This is a genomic window from Collimonas sp. OK307, from assembly GCF_900113705.1.
GTDB lineage: Bacteria > Pseudomonadota > Gammaproteobacteria > Burkholderiales > Burkholderiaceae_D > Collimonas.
Genome location: NZ_FOQI01000001.1, coordinates 649,603 through 667,505 on the forward strand (window position 1 = coordinate 649,603; position 17,903 = coordinate 667,505).

General features: G+C 56.6%; 14 protein-coding genes and 1 pseudogene. 4 read left to right on the plus strand and 11 right to left on the minus strand.

Annotated features, from left to right (window positions below):
- The first annotated feature begins 281 nt into the window (after positions 1–281).
- Complete coding sequence (locus BM205_RS02920; RefSeq protein ID WP_256381753.1) at positions 282–1,835, plus strand: C13 family peptidase; 1,554 nt, start codon at positions 282–284, stop codon at positions 1,833–1,835.
- A pseudogene (locus tag BM205_RS02925) lies at positions 1,831–2,064 on the plus strand (winged helix-turn-helix transcriptional regulator); the annotation flags it as partial. The gene BM205_RS02920 and the pseudogene BM205_RS02925, both read left to right, overlap by 5 nt.
- A gap of 156 nt (positions 2,065–2,220) precedes the next feature.
- Here the strand turns inward: BM205_RS02925 and BM205_RS02930 are convergent.
- From BM205_RS02930 to BM205_RS02950, 5 genes are all read right to left on the minus strand, one after another.
- Positions 2,221–2,763 (minus strand): PaaI family thioesterase, encoded by a 543-nt coding sequence (locus tag BM205_RS02930; RefSeq protein ID WP_092412316.1) that lies wholly within the window; start codon positions 2,761–2,763, stop codon positions 2,221–2,223.
- Positions 2,764–2,851: 88 nt separating this feature from the next.
- Positions 2,852–3,658 (minus strand): oxidoreductase, encoded by an 807-nt coding sequence (locus BM205_RS02935; protein ID WP_092412318.1) that lies wholly within the window; start codon positions 3,656–3,658, stop codon positions 2,852–2,854.
- Positions 3,659–3,699: 41 nt separating this feature from the next.
- Entirely contained in the window at positions 3,700–6,768 is a 3,069-nt protein-coding gene (locus BM205_RS02940; RefSeq protein ID WP_092412320.1) for an efflux RND transporter permease subunit, read from the minus strand.
- Positions 6,765–7,874: an efflux RND transporter periplasmic adaptor subunit gene (locus BM205_RS02945; RefSeq protein ID WP_092412322.1), complete on the minus strand. Its 1,110-nt coding sequence runs from the start codon at positions 7,872–7,874 to the stop codon at positions 6,765–6,767. Before BM205_RS02945 ends, BM205_RS02940 begins: the two co-directional genes overlap by 4 nt.
- An 83-nt stretch (positions 7,875–7,957) precedes the next feature.
- Positions 7,958–8,575 carry a TetR/AcrR family transcriptional regulator gene (locus BM205_RS02950; RefSeq protein ID WP_092412324.1) on the minus strand — a complete coding sequence of 206 codons (618 nt, stop codon included), beginning with the start codon at positions 8,573–8,575 and terminating at the stop codon, positions 7,958–7,960.
- A 100-nt stretch (positions 8,576–8,675) separates the two neighbouring features.
- On the opposite strand from BM205_RS02950, the gene BM205_RS02955 reads away from it, so the two are divergent.
- Positions 8,676–10,136 (plus strand): efflux transporter outer membrane subunit, encoded by a 1,461-nt coding sequence (locus BM205_RS02955; protein WP_092412326.1) that lies wholly within the window; start codon positions 8,676–8,678, stop codon positions 10,134–10,136.
- 413 nt (positions 10,137–10,549) lie between these two features.
- Here BM205_RS02955 and hppD read toward each other — a convergent pair whose 3' ends face one another.
- The 5 genes from hppD to BM205_RS02980 are packed head-to-tail and all read right to left on the minus strand — an operon-like array spanning position 10,550 to position 15,863.
- On the minus strand, positions 10,550–11,626 hold the full coding sequence (gene hppD / locus BM205_RS02960; protein WP_092412328.1) for a 4-hydroxyphenylpyruvate dioxygenase: 1,077 nt from the start codon (positions 11,624–11,626) through the stop codon (positions 10,550–10,552).
- A 29-nt stretch (positions 11,627–11,655) separates the two neighbouring features.
- Positions 11,656–12,180 (minus strand): gamma carbonic anhydrase family protein, encoded by a 525-nt coding sequence (locus tag BM205_RS02965; protein ID WP_092412330.1) that lies wholly within the window; start codon positions 12,178–12,180, stop codon positions 11,656–11,658.
- Positions 12,181–12,221: 41 nt separating this feature from the next.
- Complete coding sequence (locus tag BM205_RS02970; protein WP_092412332.1) at positions 12,222–13,430, minus strand: CaiB/BaiF CoA transferase family protein; 1,209 nt, start codon at positions 13,428–13,430, stop codon at positions 12,222–12,224.
- The gene (locus BM205_RS02975; RefSeq protein WP_092412334.1) at positions 13,427–14,380 is read right to left on the minus strand and encodes a hydroxymethylglutaryl-CoA lyase; all 954 of its coding nucleotides are present in this window, start codon (positions 14,378–14,380) and stop codon (positions 13,427–13,429) included. The genes BM205_RS02970 and BM205_RS02975 overlap by 4 nt, the downstream gene beginning before the upstream one ends.
- Before the next feature lie 43 nt (positions 14,381–14,423).
- Entirely contained in the window at positions 14,424–15,863 is a 1,440-nt protein-coding gene (locus tag BM205_RS02980; RefSeq protein WP_092412336.1) for an MFS transporter, read from the minus strand.
- A gap of 315 nt (positions 15,864–16,178) precedes the next feature.
- On the opposite strand from BM205_RS02980, the gene BM205_RS02985 reads away from it, so the two are divergent.
- Positions 16,179–17,081, plus strand: coding sequence for a LysR family transcriptional regulator (locus tag BM205_RS02985; protein WP_092412338.1), 903 nt, complete (start codon positions 16,179–16,181; stop codon positions 17,079–17,081).
- A gap of 233 nt (positions 17,082–17,314) precedes the next feature.
- Here the strand turns inward: BM205_RS02985 and BM205_RS02990 are convergent, their stop codons facing one another.
- Complete coding sequence (locus BM205_RS02990; protein ID WP_092412340.1) at positions 17,315–17,743, minus strand: VOC family protein; 429 nt, start codon at positions 17,741–17,743, stop codon at positions 17,315–17,317.
- Positions 17,744–17,903 lie beyond the last annotated feature (160 nt).

The window sequence follows — 17,903 nt, forward strand, 5'->3', positions numbered from 1 at the left end:
GGCTATTGGAAGTAACGCTGACGACGCTGGAAACGTGTTTTGAGTATAAACCCGAAATACGCTCGCTTGTTCGATAGCGCACAGAGCAACAGCTCCTCCAACTTTAGATTTTATGCAAAAAGACAACATTCCATGTTAAATTGCCACTCTGCAACTTGCGACAATCAAAAATCTTCGAAGCGGGAAAATATATGCATGAAAACAAGACTATAAAAGGCAATCGCGGCCGCAGCCTCATGGCCGCAAGTGCGATAGCTACATGCGTATTTTTCTCGGGACTGATGATCGCCGCCGCTGCAACACCACCTGCTCCGGGCACAATTACGCCAGACGGCGGCCAATATCATGGCCAGCTCGCAGACGGCAAGATGCAGGGGCAGGGAAAAATAGAGTGGCCGAGCGGCGCCAGCTACGAAGGCAGTTTTGACAAAGGACTGTTTTCGGGAACAGGAAAGTACCGTTCAGAAACAGGCTACCTGTATGACGGCGAATTCAAGCAAGGAACGTACACCGGCAAAGGGGTAATAAAGTACCAGGACGGCCGCACATATGCGGGTGAATTCGCCAACGGACAATATCAAGGCAAAGGGCGATTCGAAGTAAAAGATGAAGAATTCTACGTGGGCGAATTCGACAAAGGAGAATTCACAGGGTATGGCATCTACCAGGTATACAAGGGTTCTCGCTACGTCGGCGCATTCAAGAAATGGCGCCCACAAGGTGGTGGCCGCCTTACCGATGCAAACGGCAATGTCTATGAAGGCATTTTTGCCGATGGCAGGCTGACCGGGAAAGCACACTACGTCGGTAAGGACGGCAGCAGCTATACAGGCGAATTCAAAAACTGGAAATACCACGGACAAGGGACTTACCGGAACGCCAAAGGCGATCGTTATACAGGAAATTTTGCCTACGGCATGTATGAGGGTGAAGGCGTTCTTACTTACGCGTCGCCACAAAAAGATGGCCGCACCGAGGACCGCGGCACCTGGAGCTACGGCGTCCTGGACGACAAGAAAGCTGAAGCGCAAGCCAGGCTGAACATAGAAACCGCCTTATACAATCAGCGCACCCTGCTCGACAAGGCGTTGGCCGCAATTGCGCCGCATGAACCGGGCAAGATCAATCTGTACCTGCTAGCTGTCGCCGGCGACGGTTCGCAAGAAGTATTTCACCGCGAGACAGATTTTGTCCGTAAACAATTCGACCGTGATTTTGGCACCCAGGGACGTTCCGTAGTGCTAGTGAACAGCCGCAATACGGTCGCCCAGGCGCCGATGGCGACAGTGACCAGCATCCGCGAAAGCCTGAACGCCATCGCCAGCCGGATGGACAAAGAAAACGACATTCTGTTTCTGTTCCTGACCAGCCACGGATCGCGGGATCATGAATTGAGTCTGGCCCAGAATGGCATGGAGTTACGCAATCTTGAAGCAAAGGAGCTAGGGAAATTACTGTCCGATTCGGGCATACGCTGGAAGGTAGTTGTAGTCTCGGCCTGTTACGCGGGTGGTTTCATTCCACCGTTAAAAGACGAACACACCATGGTGATTGCCGCCGCACGCCAGGACAGGACCTCCTTCGGCTGTTCCGACGACAATGACTTCACCTATTTCGGTAGAGCGTTTTTCCAAAAATCATTACCTGGCAGTGCGTCCTTTAGCGACGCTTTCGATAAGGCCAAGACCCTGGTCACGACCTGGGAAAACGATGACATCAAGGCCGCCGGAAAATCCGGCGACGTGAATCATTCTGAACCGCAGATATATCACACTGCCCTGATTGATCAGTATTTGAAAAAATGGCGGGCGCAGGTAAGAACTACAACACCTTGAGAGGCTGATCGATGGCGTCAATCAGAAGATGCTCATCCAGCAACTCAAGCAATTGGAAATGGATGGCATCGTCAAGCGCAAGGCGTACCCAGAGGTGCCCCCACGGGTTGAGTACACCCTCGGGGCGCTAGGCATAGCGCTCGGGCCTTCCATGGAGGCGCTTATCGAATGGGCCGAAATGAGACGTCAGCTGCGTGGCGAAGTAACAGTGAATGATCCGTTTGCTTGAGCGCGGCCCGCCACCGAGCTCAAGCAAACCTGTTCTATGCGCGCTTGGCCCAGACGGCTACATTGCTCCACTCTTCCGAGCTTTTGAGCTGCTCTGCCGCAAATATGAACGTCAGCCCGGAGCCAATAACTTGCAGTCAGCTAGTGCTACTTGTCGTCAAGCTACCGGCACGTCGAAGACAAAACAGGTTGTAGTCGCGTGGGCGTACAGCTTGCCTTTTTCGTCTTCGATACGGGCCTCTGCCGTGGCGATCTGTCGACCAACGTGGATAATCGTGCCGACCGCGCGTAGCGGGCCCGTCTTGTGTGACGCTGGTCGCACAATGTTTATGCTGAGTTCGGCCGTGGTGTAGGAACGCCCGGCCGGTAGCGTGGTTTGCACTGCACAGCCCAGCGCTGAGTCCAGGAGCGTGGCAAACCAGCCACCATGCACCGAGCCCAACGGGTTGTAGTGCTGTAGCAGCGGAATACCTTGAAACACGGCACGTCCGTCGCCCACCTCTAGCAACGTCATGTTCATGGTCTCGTTCATGGGTGGGTACGGCAACTCGCCGGACATTATGGCTTCGAGAATTTCGCGCCCGCTCTTACCTGCGAGTTGTTCCATTCGGGCGAGGCCAGGCTTGCCGCCGCCTGCAATCGAACGTTGCAGCGAAGCTACTTGCTGAACGCTCCAGTCAATAGTCGTCGTTACGGTCATAGGGTTCTCCTGATAATTAGGTGCGCTAGGTTCGCGCAGAGCAAATTTCGTTGAGTTCGGGTCTTGACGTGAAAACAGCGAACCGATTTCAGGCGAGTCCAAATGTTTTCCTCAGGCTTGCATCGACGGGGCCGGCAGGCATGAAACGGCGCAGTTTGCTCAGAAGAGAGGCCTGGCCTTTGGGGGTACGCCGCATTTTCCATGCACCCAAAGCGGCATCGATAATCGTGGTTGCGACACCATCGGGTTCCGGTGCGGCTTTAACATTTTGTTCAATTGCGCGGAACACGCCGTCGCGCTCATCGTCATAGGCCGGGATTTTGGACGCCGCCTGGGGCGCGTTGATATCCAGACTGGTCTTGGTGTAGGAAGGCGCAACAAGCACCACGCGGACTCCGAACTTGCGCACCTCATGATCCAAAGTCTCGGACATCCCCTCAACGGCATGCTTGGATGCTGAATAGAGCCCCATGTATGGAGCCGGAAGGAAGCCCAGCACTGAGCTGATGTTGACGATTCTTCCCGAACGCTGCGCGCGCATGTGCGGCAGTACCGCTTGTGTTGTGCGCAAGATGCCAAAAACGTTGGTATCGAACAGCGACTGAGCCTCGGCAATCGACGTTTCTTCCGTCGAGCCGTGCAGGGTCACGCCTGCACTATTGACAAGTACATCGATGCGCCCGGCCTGAGCGATGATGGTCTGGATTCCACGCTGAACTGAAGCGTCGTCGCGGACATCCATCTCGACCAGCACAACACCAGATATTGACTGTGTTTTTGTAGCATTGCGTACGGTGCCGAATACTCGACAACCACGCTTGGCAAATTTCACCGCGGCGGCACGCCCGATGCCTGATGACACACCGGTAATAACGACGACTTTAGAATTCGACATGACAGTTCCTTTGGTATGGGTGAATTGGGATGAGCGGCAGATCAACTTTGCGATGGGGCTGGCCTGATCTTGAACCAGATGGAATACATCGCCGGCAAGAACACGAGGGTCAGGATCGTCCCTGCAAATGTGCCGCCGATCAGTGTGTAAGCGAGCGTGCCCCAGAACACCGAATGGGTAAGCGGGATGAAGGCCAGGATCGCCGCCAATGCGGTCAAGACCACCGGTCGGGAGCGCTGCACGGTTGCCTCGACAACCGCGTGGAATGGGCTCAATCCCGCCTGTTCGTTGTGGCGGATTTGCCCGATCAGAATCAGTGTGTTGCGCATCAGGATACCCGACAGTGCAATCAGGCCGACCAGCGCATTGATGCCAAATGGCTGCTGGAACAGAATCAACGTTGGCACCACACCGATCAGCCCAAGCGGGCTGGTCAGGAAGACCATGACCATCGCGGAGATCGAGCGCACCTGAAAAATGATCATGAGCAGGGTTATCGCCAGCATGATTGGAAAGAGAGGCAACATTGCTTTTGTCGCTTTGCCCGATTCTTCGATGGACCCTGCCTCCTCGATGCGGTATCCGTCAGGCAGTTTGTCCATGATGGGCTGGAGCTTCTGGGTGATGGCTGCCGACACGTCCGGCGGCTGTAAGCCATCGGCGATGTCGCCCCGGACGGTGATCGTCGGCATCCGGTCGCGACGGCGCATGATTGGTTCTTCCATGCGCACGTCGACCTTACCCACCTGCGACAGGGGGATACGTTGCCCATTGGCGCCAGCCAGCGTGAAGTCCGCGATCTTGGCCGGGTCGAGCCGGCTGTCGCCAGCCGAACGGGCCGTGACTTGCACCGTGCGAATGTCTTCACGGACGGCGGTGACAGGCACACCGCTTAGCAAGAATTGCAGTTGCTGCGCCACGGCGCTGGAGGTCAGCCCGACGGCCTGCAATCGGTCTTGCTGCAAGGTGAAGTGCAGCATAGGCGTGCGCGTGCCCCAGTCGGTGTTGACCGTACGCATCATCGGACTGGCATCCATGACCCGCTGCACTTCAGTCGCGATACTGCGTAGCTTGTCCTGGTCCGGTCCTGTGACCCGGTAGGCGACCGGGAACGGCGAATAGGGACCAAACACCAGTTGGGTGACGCGCACGCGCGCCTCAGAAGCGAGGCCGTCGGCGATTGCCTTGCGTAACCGGTTTTTCAATACCTCGCGCTCATCCTGGTTGTCTGTGCGGATCACGATCTTGGCAAACGACGGATCAGGCAATTCTGGTCCCATTGCCAGGTAGAAGCGTGGCGCGCCTTGACCAACATAGGCCGTGACGATCTTCGCTTCCGGCTGTTTAGCCAACCATGCTTCCACCTTCTCTGTGGCGGCGCTGGTCTGGCCGATCGAAGTGCCATAGGGCATCTGCACCTCGACCAGCACTTCGGGGCGGTCGGAGATCGGGAAGAATTGCTTCTTGACCACCGCCATTCCGAGCACGGCTACAACAAAAAGACCCACTACAGTACCGGCGACCAGCCACTTGCGTGCGATAACGCGCTCCAACACTTGGCGGAAGCGGTTATAGCGTGGTGTATCGTAGAGTGCGTCGTGGCCGCCTTCGACTTTTTTGAGATCGGGTAGCAGCTTGACACCAAGGTAAGGTGTAAATACCACGGCGACCACCCAAGACGCGATCAGTGCGATGCCGACAATCCAGAACATATTGCTGGTGTATTCACCGGCGGTGGAGCGGGCGAAGCCATTGGGCATGAAGCCGACGGCCGTCACCAGCGTGCCCGAGAGCATTGGCGCGGCAGTGTGGCTCCACGCATAGGCAGACGCGGCAATACGGTCGTAGCCTTCCTCCATCTTTACCACCATCATTTCGATGGCGATGATGGCGTCGTCCACAAGCAGGCCCAGGCCCAGGATCAGCGAGCCCAGCGTGATGCGGTCGAAGTTCTTTCCGGTCGCGGCCATCACGATGAAGACTGCCGCCAGCGTCAGCGGCACAGCCGCAGCAACGACGATACCCACACGCCAACCCATACTCACGAAACACACCAGCATGACCACCAGCAGCGCGACAAAGAACTTGACCATGAACTCATCGACCGCCGAGCTGATATTGACGGCTTGGTCTGTGACCTTGGTCAGGCCCATACCCTGCGGCATATCGGCGTTGATCGCACCAACCTCCTTATCCAGCGCCTTGCCCAGATCGAGCCCGTTCCAACCGTCGCGCATGACGATGCCGAGCAGCAGTGCAGGTTCGCCGCCGTTGCGGATCATGAAAGTCGCCGGATCCTCATAGCCACGCTTGATCGTGGCGATGTCCGACAGTTTCAATGTGCGACCTTGCGCCACGACCGGCGTATCGCGGATCTTTTGCAATTGATCGAAAGCGCCGTCCAGGCGAATAAACACCTGCGGTCCCTTGGTTTCCACGGAGCCAGCCGGTGTTAGCACGTTCTGACTATTGAGTGCGGCGAATACTTCCTGTGGGCTGACGCCCAGCGTTGCCAGGCGCTCATGCGAAAACTCGACATAAATGCGCTCAGGCTGCTCGCCAACGATGTTGACCTTCTTTACACCGGGCACGTGCAGCAGGCGCTGGCGCAACGTCTCCGCATCGCGTACAAGCAGGCGCTGTGGTTCGCCCTTGGCCTTGAGTGCGAATAGGGCAAAGGTGACGTCCGCGTATTCGTCGTTGACCATCGGTCCGATCACGCCAGGGGGAAGGTTGTTTACCTCATCGCTGACTTTCTTTCGGGCTTGGTAAAACTCTCCCTGGACCTCCGAAGGTGGCGTACTGTCGAGCAAGGTCAAGGTGGTGAAGGCTAAACCAGGTCTTGTGTAGGTCTCGGTACGTTCATACCAGCGCAGCTCCTGCATGCGCTTTTCGATTTTCTCGGCGACCTGGTCCTGCATTTCCTGTGCGGTGGCGCCTGGCCAGGCAGTAACGATGGTCATCACTTTGACCGTGAACGCGGGGTCTTCCGCCCGGCCAAGTTTGAAGAAGGAGATGAACCCGGCCAGCGAGATCAGGCAGATCAGAAACAGGGTGACGGAGCGCTCGCGCACGGCGAGCGCCGACAGGTTGAAGCGACCTTCGCTCATGGCCGCACTCCCACGGTTGCGGCGGCGGCCTGGTCAGCCACACGGACCTGCTCGCCTTCGTGCAGCAGGTGAGTGCCGAGTGCGACTATCCGGTCACCTGGCTTGAGTTGGCCTGCAATGCGCGCACCGTCGTCGTCCAGTCGCTGGACCGTGACCGCCCGCCAGGAAACCTTTGCTGGCTTGCCTTCGATGACCCAGACTCCCGCCCCCTTGCCCGCGTCGAACAGCGAGCCAATCGGTACCCACAAGCCGCCTTGCTCAGCGGGATGTGCGTCCGGGATCTGAACGGTGACTGTTGTACCTAATGGGGCGCTGGACATCTCCCCGTCCAGCACATACCGCGCCTCGAAGGTGCGGGTTAGTCGGTCTGCGGCATCCGAGAGCTGCCTGAGTTTGGTTGGAACGGTAACGCCCTCTTTGCCAAAGAGCGTGGCTTGGCCGACTGAACCGATGGCAGGGCGCAAGGTTTCCGGCAATTGGATGATGGCCTCGCGGTGTCCAGCATGGGCCACACGCACCACGACTTGGCCCGCGTTGACGACTTGGCCGGGTTCGACTAGCGTTTCCATGATGATGCCATCGGAATCTGCCACCAGCTCCGTGTATCGGCTAGCGTTGCGAGCAACTTCGGCTTGGGCTTCGGTTGCATTGAGCTGGGCTTTGGCAGTATCTGCCGCAGCCTTGACTTGGTCGTAGGCTGAAGCCGATATCGCGCCGGTTCCGCGCAGGTCGCGGTAGCGGGCTTCATCGTCCGCCGTTTGCTGCGCCCGTGCCCGGGCTGCGGCGACCGCTTCTTGCTGAGCATGGGCTGCCAGCTTCAGATCGACAGGGTCGATGCGCATGAGCGGTTGCCCACGCTTAACGGTTTGCCCTGCGTCCACAAGCCGCTCCAACACCTTGCCAGAGACCCGGAAACCAAGATCGCTTTGTACCCGAGCGGCTACGGTTCCTGTGAACGTACGTGATGCGGCGACCGCGCCCTGAATGGTAGCCGCACGTACCAACGGCGCTTCGGTACGTGGATCGGATTGCAGTTTTTCGCCACAAGCGACCAGTGCAAACGGCAATGTAGATAGAGCGGCAGAGAAAACGAGGCGGCGGAGCATAGAAATCCCATAAAGAGCTAAACAGGATTTCTATTTTGGGACTAGTGACCACTTATGTCAATGGTCACAGTGATATTTGGCATTTATGGCGATAGGCTGCGCAACACCAGATTAGATAGTTGCGCTGGAGCATCATCCGCCGAATCAAAGCTATGCTGCAAAAGCAACGGATTGAGATAGGGGCGAATGACCAGGTAAATCGCCGTCGCCGTTTCATCGAGCGGCGTTTTGCGCTCAAACTCCTCTGTCTCGCGCCCCTGGCGCAGGATGTCCTGCAGCATTGCCTGAATGCGCTCCTCAAAGGCGCGCACCGACTCCCAGCGCTCGGTGGCGGCCGAGGCTGCAATGTCATAGAGCTTGCGATCTTCAAAAAACAGGCGAAGGCATGACTCGACGCCTGTTTTGAACATGCGTCGAAGCTTCTCTGGCGGACCGTCGACTCCGTCAACGGCTGCTCTGACATCCGTTTCGATCTCGTGCAGGCAATTTGCGCAAATCAATTCGCCAATGGCCTGTTTGGACTCGAAGAACTTGTAAATATAGGCTTTGGAAAAGCCGATGGCCTTGGCAAGGTCAGAGACGGTGGTCTTTTCGTAGCCGTACAGACGGAAGTGCTCGGTAGCTGCGACAACAATTTGATCTCGCACTTCGTGATCGACTGGGCCTCGGGCTAAGCCCGGATTAGTGGTTGCTTTACTCATATTCAACAGCTTACCTCTTATATTCGACTTGCACAACAAGTGACTATTTCATGATATAGTCACTTCATAATTTTTCCCTTTCACGTCGAGAAAGATACCCATGCTACTTAAACGCACTCTCTTCATGTTAGTCGTCGCCAGTCTTTCAGCGGGTTGCGCTGTCGGGCCAGATTACATTCGGCCCGACACGCCCATGCCAGATCGCTACCTTGGTCAAACGGCAGTTGAGCAACGGCATGCCAACACCACTGCCGATTTCACTGTGTGGTGGGGAAGCTTTGGCGATCCACAATTGACCCGCTTCGTGACGCTTGCGCTGGAGCAGAATTTGGATCTTGCGCAAGCATCCGCTCGCGTCGCGCAGGCGCGCGCAGGACTAGGAGCGGCGAATGCCGCGCTGCTGCCTTCCGGCAACATCAATGCCCAGGGTGCGCGAGCCTACCAGTCGGTTGAAACGCCATTGGGGCAAGTCTTGAATTCAAGGCCCAATTTCGATCGTTACGGCAACGCCTATGAGGCCAACCTCGGCGTAGGCTGGGAGCTGGACGTATTCGGTGGCGTGCGTCGCGGACGGGAAGCGGCACTGGCCGAGTATCAGGCTTCGGAGGCTGGCGCGGCGGCGACACGATTGGCGGTGGCGGCGCAGACCGCTGACATCTACATCAGTATATGTGGACTGCAAACTCGCCTAGACGTTGCTCGCAGGCAGGTACAGACGCAACAGGAACTACTCTCAACTATCAATCTGCTTTATGGCAAGGGGTTGGCAGCCGAACTTCAAGTGCGGCAGGCCGAGGGCGCGCTCGCCCAAGTGCGGGCATCAGTACCGGTCCTCGAAACAGGGCTGGAAACAGCCATGAATGCGCTGGACGTGATGCTGGGCACACCGCCCGGTACACACCGGGAGGAGCTGGCTAATGCTGGTGTTATTCCGGTCGCCCCGCAGATCGCATCAACCGGATCGCCGGGTGATTTGCTCAGGCGTCGGCCAGATCTGATCGTGGCCGAACGCCGTCTGGCTGCGTCGAACGCTCGTATCGGCATGGCAATCGCCGAGTATTACCCCAAGCTCTCCTTTAGCGGACTGATCGGCAGCGCGACATCTTTATCTAGCGGCAACCTGTTCACCGCCGGCGCAAGTCAAGCCGCCGGCGTGCTGGGCCTTCGCTGGCGTCTGTTCGACTTCGGCCGCATCAACGCGCAGATTGACCTGGCCAAAGGCCAGGAAGCAGAGGCGCTAGCCGGCTATCGGCTCGCCGTGCTGCGTGCTACCGAAGACGTGGAAAACGCGTTCTCTGCCCTGGTAAAACGCGAGGAACAGGCTGGCATACTCGGTCAGGGTGTGGATTCACTCAGTCGAGCGCGGGGGGCCTCGTTTGCGGCATACCAGAAAGGGATCGTCAGCCTTATCGAAGTCCTGCAAGCAGACGAGAACCTGCTACGTGCCTCCGACATGCGAGCACAAGCGCAAACCGAATCCGCCCGCGCGGCAGTCGCTGCATTCAAGGCGCTCGGCGGTGGTTGGCAATCCCAGGAATCCGATGCGGTAGCTATCAGATAGCAAAGTAAGCGCCAGCGGAGACGGAGGAAAATATATGGAACTTCGCCACCTCGGGTACTGCTATATGACGCCGCCCCGATTAAAGGTCTGAGACGGCATGCCGTCTGCGTCCCGAGTGCCTTGATATTATTTTGTACCGTCCTGACTTCCCCGAAAAGCAGCAAATCAGGATTTGCTGCATGAGCATACACCGGAGGCGTCTGATTGACCGCTTTCGGGTCACATCCGTGACCGGTAGCTCCTGGACGCATACGGCCTGTCGCAAAAGTCAGAGCTCGACCCTAAGTAACCGGTCAAGTCTGATTCATAGAACGTCTGTGATGCAAGCGATAGCAGACGTTGAATGGCGCTTCAAAGCAAACATCAGAGAAGCTCGGTAGCGATAAAAAACCGCCTACCGATCTTTTACAGTTTTAGATAGCGTTTAGAACACCTCGGGTTACCTGATCTCGCTCGATCGATTCGAACAGTGCCTTGAAATTACCTTCGCCGAAACCATCATCGCCCTTGCGCTGAATGAATTCGAAGAACACCGGGCCGAGCTGTGGTTTGGCAAAAATCTGCAACAGCAGGCGCTGCCCGCCGTCACCAGATGTACCATCGAGCAAGATGCCTCGCGCTTTCAGTTGCTCGGTCGGCTCGCCGTGCTGCGGCAAACGTCCTTCCAGCATTTCATAGTAAGTTGCGGGCGGTGCTGTCATGAATGGTGTTCCGGCTTTATGCAAAATGTCCCAAGTCTTGATCAGGTCGTCGGTCAGCAAGGCGATATGCTGGATACCCTCGCCATTGAACTGCATTAAGAACTCCTCGATCTGGCCCGAACCTTTCGACGATTCTTCATTGAGCGGGATACGGATCATGCCATCCGGCGCCGACATAGCGCGTGAGGTCAGCCCAGTGTATTCGCCCTTGATGTCGAAGTACCGAATCTCACGGAAGTTGAATAGCCGCTCATAAAACGCCGCCCAATGCGCCATGCGCCCGCGGTAGACATTGTGGGTGAGATGGTCAATCACTTTCAGCCCGGCGCCGGGGGGATTGCGGTCTACGCCCTCAATGAATTCGAAATCGATATCATAGATCGACTTTCCTTCACCGAATCGGTCAATCAGATAGAGCGGCGCACCGCCGATGCCTTTGATGGCTGGCAAACGCAACTCCATCGGGCCAGTGGGGATCTCCATCGGCTGCGCACCTAGTTCCAAAGCGCGGGCATAGGCCTTGTGCGCATCCTTGACGCGAAAAGCCATGCCGCAGGCACAGGGACCGTGTTCGGCGGCAAAGTAAGACGCTGCGCTACGCGGCTCGTGATTGATGATGAAATTGATGTCCCCCTGGCGATACAGGGTGACTTGCTTGGAGCGGTGCTGCGCCACCTTGATAAAGCCCATGGTGGCGAACACGCTTTCCAGCAGACCTGGCTCGGGAGAGGCGAATTCGACAAACTCGAATCCCATCAATCCCATCAGATTGTCTAAAATTTCTGGCATGAATGCCTCCAAAATAAGTTGTCGTAGTTTCAGCCCAGGCGTTTCAGCGAATTTTTGTAGTCGCCGCGACGGGCGACGTATTCCGCGGCGTTTCGATGCATATCTGCGATCGCCTCGGCAGTCAACTCTCGCACCACCTTGGCCGGCGAACCGATGATCAGCGAGTTATCGGGAAATACCTTCCCTTCTGTAATCAGCGCGCCAGCGCCCACCAGGCAGTTCTTGCCGATTACCGCGCCGTTCAGGATGACGGCCTGGATGCCGACAAGACTTCCTTCTTGCACCGTGCAACCGTGCAACATGGCCTGATGGCCAATGGAAACGTTATTTTCGACGATGAGCGGATAGCCTGGGTCAGTGTGCAACACCGCGCCTTCCTGCACATTGCTTCCGGCGCCAATAGTGATGGATTCATTGTCACCGCGTAGAACAACGCCGGGCCAGATGCTGACGTTTTCTTGCAAGACGACATCGCCAATGACGACTGCCTGCTCGGCGACGAACGCGCTGTCATGAATCTGCGGCACTTTGTCGGCTATTTGATAAGTTGCCATGTAATGTGATTTCTTTTCAGGTATCGGTGTTAGGGGAAATTTCAGGCGCTCTGCTCGGCTGCTTCATGCGAAAAGCCGTCGATCTGCGCATCGCTATAGCCGAATTCACGCATGACTTCATACGTGTGCTCCCCGATGCCAGCGATCGGTCGGCGCGGCTGCAGACGCTTGCCATCCATAGCGATTGGCAACAGCGGCATATCGGTTTGCGAACCATCCTCCAGCGTCAGCTTGACCATGCCACCGCTGGCTTTCAGGTGCGGATCGTCGAATAGTTCCTCCGGCTTGCAGATCGGCGCGAAAGGAATGCCGCGGTTCTCCAGCTCTGGCGCCAGCTTCTTGCCATCCAGTTTAAGGAACGTTTCACGCAGCGTCTGCAGTAGCCATTCGCGCACTACGACTCGCTGATTATTGGTTTGCAAGCTCGGATCGCCTAGCAGGTCTGGACGCTGGATCAGATCGCATAGCGCGCGCCACTGCGTATCGCCGGTCGCGGCGATAAACATTTGTTCACTGTTTGCCAGCTCGAAGACGTCATACACGGCCCAGGCACTGATCCGCGACGGCATAGGCGCTGCGGCCTCGCCTGTGACGGCGTATTGCTGCATATGCTGGGCTGACAGCAGCACGCAATTCTCAAACAGCGCACTTTGCACTTCCTTGCCTGCGCCGCTGTGTTGACGCTGGAACAAGGCTGCCAGTACGCCAATGGCGCCGAACATGCCGCCCATGATGTCATTGACTGAACTGCCTGCCCTTAACGGACGCCCCACAGGGCCTGTCATATACGCCAGACCCGCCATCATCTGCACCACTTCGTCAAGCGCCAGGCGCTTCTCGTATGGTCCTTGGAGAAAACCCTTGTGGGAAACGTAGATGATCTTCGGATTACGTTCGCGCACGCTTTCATAATCGATACCGAGGTCTTTCATGCGGCCGGGCTTGAAGTTTTCGATGAACACGTCGGCGCTGTCTATCAGCCTGTGCATCGCCTCGATGCCCGCAGCACTGTCCATATCCAGCGTCACGCTCTTCTTGTTACGGTTAAACGTACGGAAGAAGCCAGCTCCGGTACCGAGCAGCCGTCGTGTGCCGTCGCCGCGCGGAGGTTCGACCTTGATGACGTCTGCGCCCAGATCGCCCAAGATCATTCCGCAGGTAGGCCCCATGACCATATGCGACATCTCGACTACACGGATGCCTTTGAGCGGCAGATCGTCGTCACGTTGATTGGATGCGGTGGATGTCATGCGGCTACCTCTTCTGGATGAAATTGTTGCGCTGTGTAACCGTGCGGCAAGCCTGCCCGGGCTAATGCGCCGTAAAGAATAACGCCCGGAAGGCTCTGCGCAAGAATACTGCGCGACGCGAGCAATTTTTCTACGTCGATGCCGGTGTGATAGCCGAGACTATCCAACACGAATACGAGGTCTTCGGTTGCTACATTACCGGATGCTCCCGGCGCATGCGGGCAGCCACCCAACCCACCAAGCGTGGAATCGAATTCACGAATGCCGTGTTCAAGCGCAATGATAGTGTTGGCCAAAGCCAGGCCGCGTGTATCGTGAAAGTGGGCGATAGACAGTCTATCGCCGGCCAGCTGCCGTAGCGCACCGAATATCTTGGACACCTGCCCCGGCGTTGCATGGCCAGTGGTGTCAGCTAGCGCCAGCATGTCGCAACCGGCATCCAGTACGCGTTTCACAATGTCTTCGATATCCGCCAGCGGCACCAGGCCCTGGATGGTGCAGCCGAATACGGTCGACAAACCGGCGATCAGGCGCGGTTTGTGCGTCGAGACATCGATCAACTGACGGATCCGCTGAAACTCTTCCACCATCTCAACCGGCGTTTTGCGGACGTTGGCCTGACTGTGCGCCGCACTGACCGAGATCGGCGCGACGATGCGATGCACGCCGGACGCAATCGCTTTTTCAGCCCCCTTGAGATTGGGCACCAATGCCGTAACGGTCAGGTGCGGATAGGTCAGAGCGTGGGCGATCACCTGCTCCGCGTCGGCCATCTGCGGCAGCAACCGTGCGGGTACGAACGAGGCAACTTCCAGATAGCGCACACCGGCGGCGCAGGCGGCATCGATCCAGCGCTTTTTATCGTCGGTCGACATGATTTGCGGAATGCTCTGCAAGCCGTCGCGTAGTCCGACTTCCTGGACGATTACAGTGTTGTCTGCATGTGTCATCTGAGGTCTTTCTTTCTGTGTTTCGATAACTTGTTTCGATAACTTATTTCGACAATTCTTCCAAACGCAGGCCATTGGTCTTGGGACCGAAGATTCCGATCGACAGCATCACCATGAGCATGGAACCGGTAATGCCGGCAAATACGCCCACTACGCCGAAGTCACGCAGGAAGAAGGCAATCAAGAAGCCCGACAGCATCGCGCCGACGCGGCTTGACGAGTACACGATGCCGACTGCACGGCAACGGATGCGGGTCGGGAATAATTCAGTCTGGTAGGCGTGGTAGTTCACGGAGATCATGGAACCGGCCAGACTGATAAGGATGCCGAGTACGATCAACGGCAGCGCGACCTTCATCTGCGCGAAGGCGATACCGAATACGATCACGGCACCGGCAGCGCCGACGATCAGCCATTTGCGCTGGATCTTGTCAGCCACCAGCATCACCAATAAAGGACCAATCGGACTGGCAAAGGCGATAATGAAAGAGTAAAGCAGGCTCTTGGTGACTGTAATACCCTGTGCGATCAGCAGCGTTGGAACCCAGTTGGCAAAGCCGTAGAACGCGATAGCCTGGAAGAAATTGAACACCAGCAGCATGATGAAGCGGGAGCGGTACGGCGGCTTCCACAGTTCATTGAACGCTGCAGCAGCCTGGGGTGGCTCGACAATGGCGGGTAATGGTGGTGGCAACGGCGCACCGAACTCGGCAGCTGTTTTCGCTTCGATGCGTTGCATGACGGCTTCAGCCTCGGCAAGCCGGCCTTTTTGTGCTAGCCAACGAGGGCTTTCAGGAACCGCGCGGCGAATGAACCACACCAGTATGGCGCCGACCGAACCGATCATCACGACCCAACGCCAGCCATCGAAACCGAACGGGGCAATCGGCACCAGCCAATAGGACAGGATAGCCGCTACCGGTGCAGCCATGAACATCGCCGCCTGGTTTAGCGACATGGCGCGACCACGCATGTGCTGCGGTACGATTTCGGTGATATAGCTATCGATGGTAACAATCTCTATGCCGACGCCGATGCCGGTAAGGAAACGCCACAACAGCAAGCCATCCGAACTGGTTTGACAAGCCATGATGGCAGAGCCGATCGAGTACCACAGCAGTGAAACCGTGAAGATCGCACGGCGACCGTAGCGGTCCGGCAAAAAGCCGAAGAAGAAGGTACCGATAAACAAGCCGGCGAAGGTCGCTGCAATGAAAGCGCCAATACCTTGAGTCCCGAAAAAATGCGCGGTGGTGGTGCTAAGCAGGCCGCTCTTTACCATCCCCGGCGCAATGTAGCCGGTGAAGACCAGGTCATAAATCTCAAAAAACCCGCCCAGCGAAATCAGCAGAACCAGCATCCAGGAACTTCTGGTGACAGGTAGCCGGTCCATGCGTGCGGTGATGTCGGCAGAAGAACCCGTCGCAGCGCGAACGGGAATGTCTATATTTTTTAGCGGCAAGGCCGTAGAAGGTGTGCTCATCATTTTCTTCTAAAGCTGTGAACAGCGGGCAACGTCCGACATGCAAAAACAAGTCGGTGTACGAAGCCGCGACTGCGACGAGTGCGATGGAGAAAACGGATAAACAAGCGCAATACGTGTCATGACTTTGTCTCCTGAGTCGTTATCTGGCTGATACCAGTTTGTTTTTATGTTGATCCCAAGGCTTGTGCGATGACACAAGTCCTGATGAATCGGAATACGTGTAGTGATTTTAGGCTTCTCTATTTCATTGACAAGCGCTATATTGGAACGCTAGACATTCCGATTCGGAAACCCTGATTGAGAGATTGAACAATGAGAGACCTCGACCTCACTACGCTACGCTTATTGGTAGCCGTCTGCGAGCAACAGAATATGGCGCGCGTCGCAGAGCAATCGCATATTGCTCCCTCCGCCATCAGCAAGCGTATCGCTCAGCTTGAATCAAATTTGGGGGTCTCATTGCTGACCCGTACGCGACGGGGCGTGCAGCCCACCGCTGCCGGTCTGGCGCTAGTGGAGCATGCTCGCACCATGTTGTTTGCCGCCGAGCGAATCGAAAACGATGTCACCGCCTTCGCCGGGGGCATCAAGGGGACCGTACGGATACTAGCGACACCCTCGGCGATTGCCGAATCCCTGCTGGAAGATATTTCTGCTTTCATGCGCGAACCGGTCAATCGCGAGATCAAAGTGGATATAGAGGAATGCGTTACCAGCGAGCTGTTGCGTAATATGCGTGAAGGAAGTTCTGCCATCGGAGTGTGTTGGAATCACACCGATCTTGGAGACTTGCAGCAACGTCCCTATCGCAAGGACAAGCTGGCACTGGCTGTACACCAGGAACATCCGTTAGCGATCTATGACAAATTGCGTTTTGAGGACACGCTTGATTATGAACATGTAGGCATGCGTCCTGACAGCGCTGTCGTCGTCATGCTTCAGCGCGCAGCGGCGCAAGTGGAAAGGTCTGTCCGCTTTCGCGTTTTGGTATCGAATTTTGATGCGGCGTTTCGCGTTGTGGCAGCCAATTTGGCGGTTGGCGTGATTCCGGCAGAAATAAGCACGCTATATGCGTCAGCACTGAAGGTGAAAATGATCCCGTTAACCGACTCGTGGGCACAGCGGGAATTTTCGATTTGCTATCGGGATTTTGACGCGTTGCCGGTCGCTGGGCAACGGCTGGTGGAAAATCTTGTAAGGAAAAGCGAGATTTGAAGCAACCCCGTTCCAATACAGCATTGCTGTCGATTTTGAACGTCAGCTGAAAGTTGTGGAACGGACGTTCGACAAGAGCTGTGCGACCGGTGGCTCCTGGCCGCATACAGCCTGTCGCAAAAGTGAGGGCCCGACCCTAAGCGGAAGTAGCCGGCTTGGAAAAGCGGACGCTCAGGAGCATGGAGTCGAGGCACCTGCGCGGCTTTCTCGCGCAGGTCACCTCGAACGCAGGGTTATGCCTGACCTCCGGCCAGCCACTGCGGATTCCACACGACTTCCCAGAGATGCTGGTCGGGATCTTGGAAGTAGCCTCCGTAGCCGCCCCAAAAGGTGTCGTGAGCCGCTTTGACAATTACCGCCCCGGCCTTGCATGCCTGCTCCATGACGGCGTCTACTTCCTTCTTGGAGGTGACGTTGTGGCCGATGGATAGTTCGGTTGCGCTGGGTTGTCCGAGTGGGAGTGTGGAGTCGAGAGAAAGGCTCTTGCGCGGATAGAGAGCAAGCTTCAGACCTCCCTCCAGCTCAATGAACACAACTGCACCGTACTCGAACTCGGTTCCGATGATGCCCTCTGTTTTTAACCCTAGACCATCACGATAGAAGCGGAGCGATCTTTCGAGGTCATCGACGCCAAGGGTAAGGACTGTAATGCGTGGCTTCATGACTGGGCTCCTTTTCTGCTCGATTTCAGAAGATTTCTTCCTTCGGTGGTGAAGTTCTACGAAACATTCCACCGGGGACCATTAAATTATGCGCTGAGCTCTATAGAACCTGTAGCTCCGCACGCGCTCAGTTCGAATGGGAGCACCTTACCCCAACGGT

Coding starts and splice junctions, on each gene's coding strand:
- BM205_RS02920 (WP_256381753.1), top strand. CDS start 282: ATGATCGCCGCCGCTGCAACACCACCTGCTCCGGGCACAATTACGCCA.
- BM205_RS02930 (WP_092412316.1), bottom strand. CDS start 2,763: ATGACCGTAACGACGACTATTGACTGGAGCGTTCAGCAAGTAGCTTCG.
- BM205_RS02935 (WP_092412318.1), bottom strand. CDS start 3,658: ATGTCGAATTCTAAAGTCGTCGTTATTACCGGTGTGTCATCAGGCATC.
- BM205_RS02940 (WP_092412320.1), bottom strand. CDS start 6,768: ATGAGCGAAGGTCGCTTCAACCTGTCGGCGCTCGCCGTGCGCGAGCGC.
- BM205_RS02945 (WP_092412322.1), bottom strand. CDS start 7,874: ATGCTCCGCCGCCTCGTTTTCTCTGCCGCTCTATCTACATTGCCGTTT.
- BM205_RS02950 (WP_092412324.1), bottom strand. CDS start 8,575: ATGAGTAAAGCAACCACTAATCCGGGCTTAGCCCGAGGCCCAGTCGAT.
- BM205_RS02955 (WP_092412326.1), top strand. CDS start 8,676: ATGCTACTTAAACGCACTCTCTTCATGTTAGTCGTCGCCAGTCTTTCA.
- hppD (WP_092412328.1), bottom strand. CDS start 11,626: ATGCCAGAAATTTTAGACAATCTGATGGGATTGATGGGATTCGAGTTT.
- BM205_RS02965 (WP_092412330.1), bottom strand. CDS start 12,180: ATGGCAACTTATCAAATAGCCGACAAAGTGCCGCAGATTCATGACAGC.
- BM205_RS02970 (WP_092412332.1), bottom strand. CDS start 13,430: ATGACATCCACCGCATCCAATCAACGTGACGACGATCTGCCGCTCAAA.
- BM205_RS02975 (WP_092412334.1), bottom strand. CDS start 14,380: ATGACACATGCAGACAACACTGTAATCGTCCAGGAAGTCGGACTACGC.
- BM205_RS02980 (WP_092412336.1), bottom strand. CDS start 15,863: ATGAGCACACCTTCTACGGCCTTGCCGCTAAAAAATATAGACATTCCC.
- BM205_RS02985 (WP_092412338.1), top strand. CDS start 16,179: ATGAGAGACCTCGACCTCACTACGCTACGCTTATTGGTAGCCGTCTGC.
- BM205_RS02990 (WP_092412340.1), bottom strand. CDS start 17,743: ATGAAGCCACGCATTACAGTCCTTACCCTTGGCGTCGATGACCTCGAA.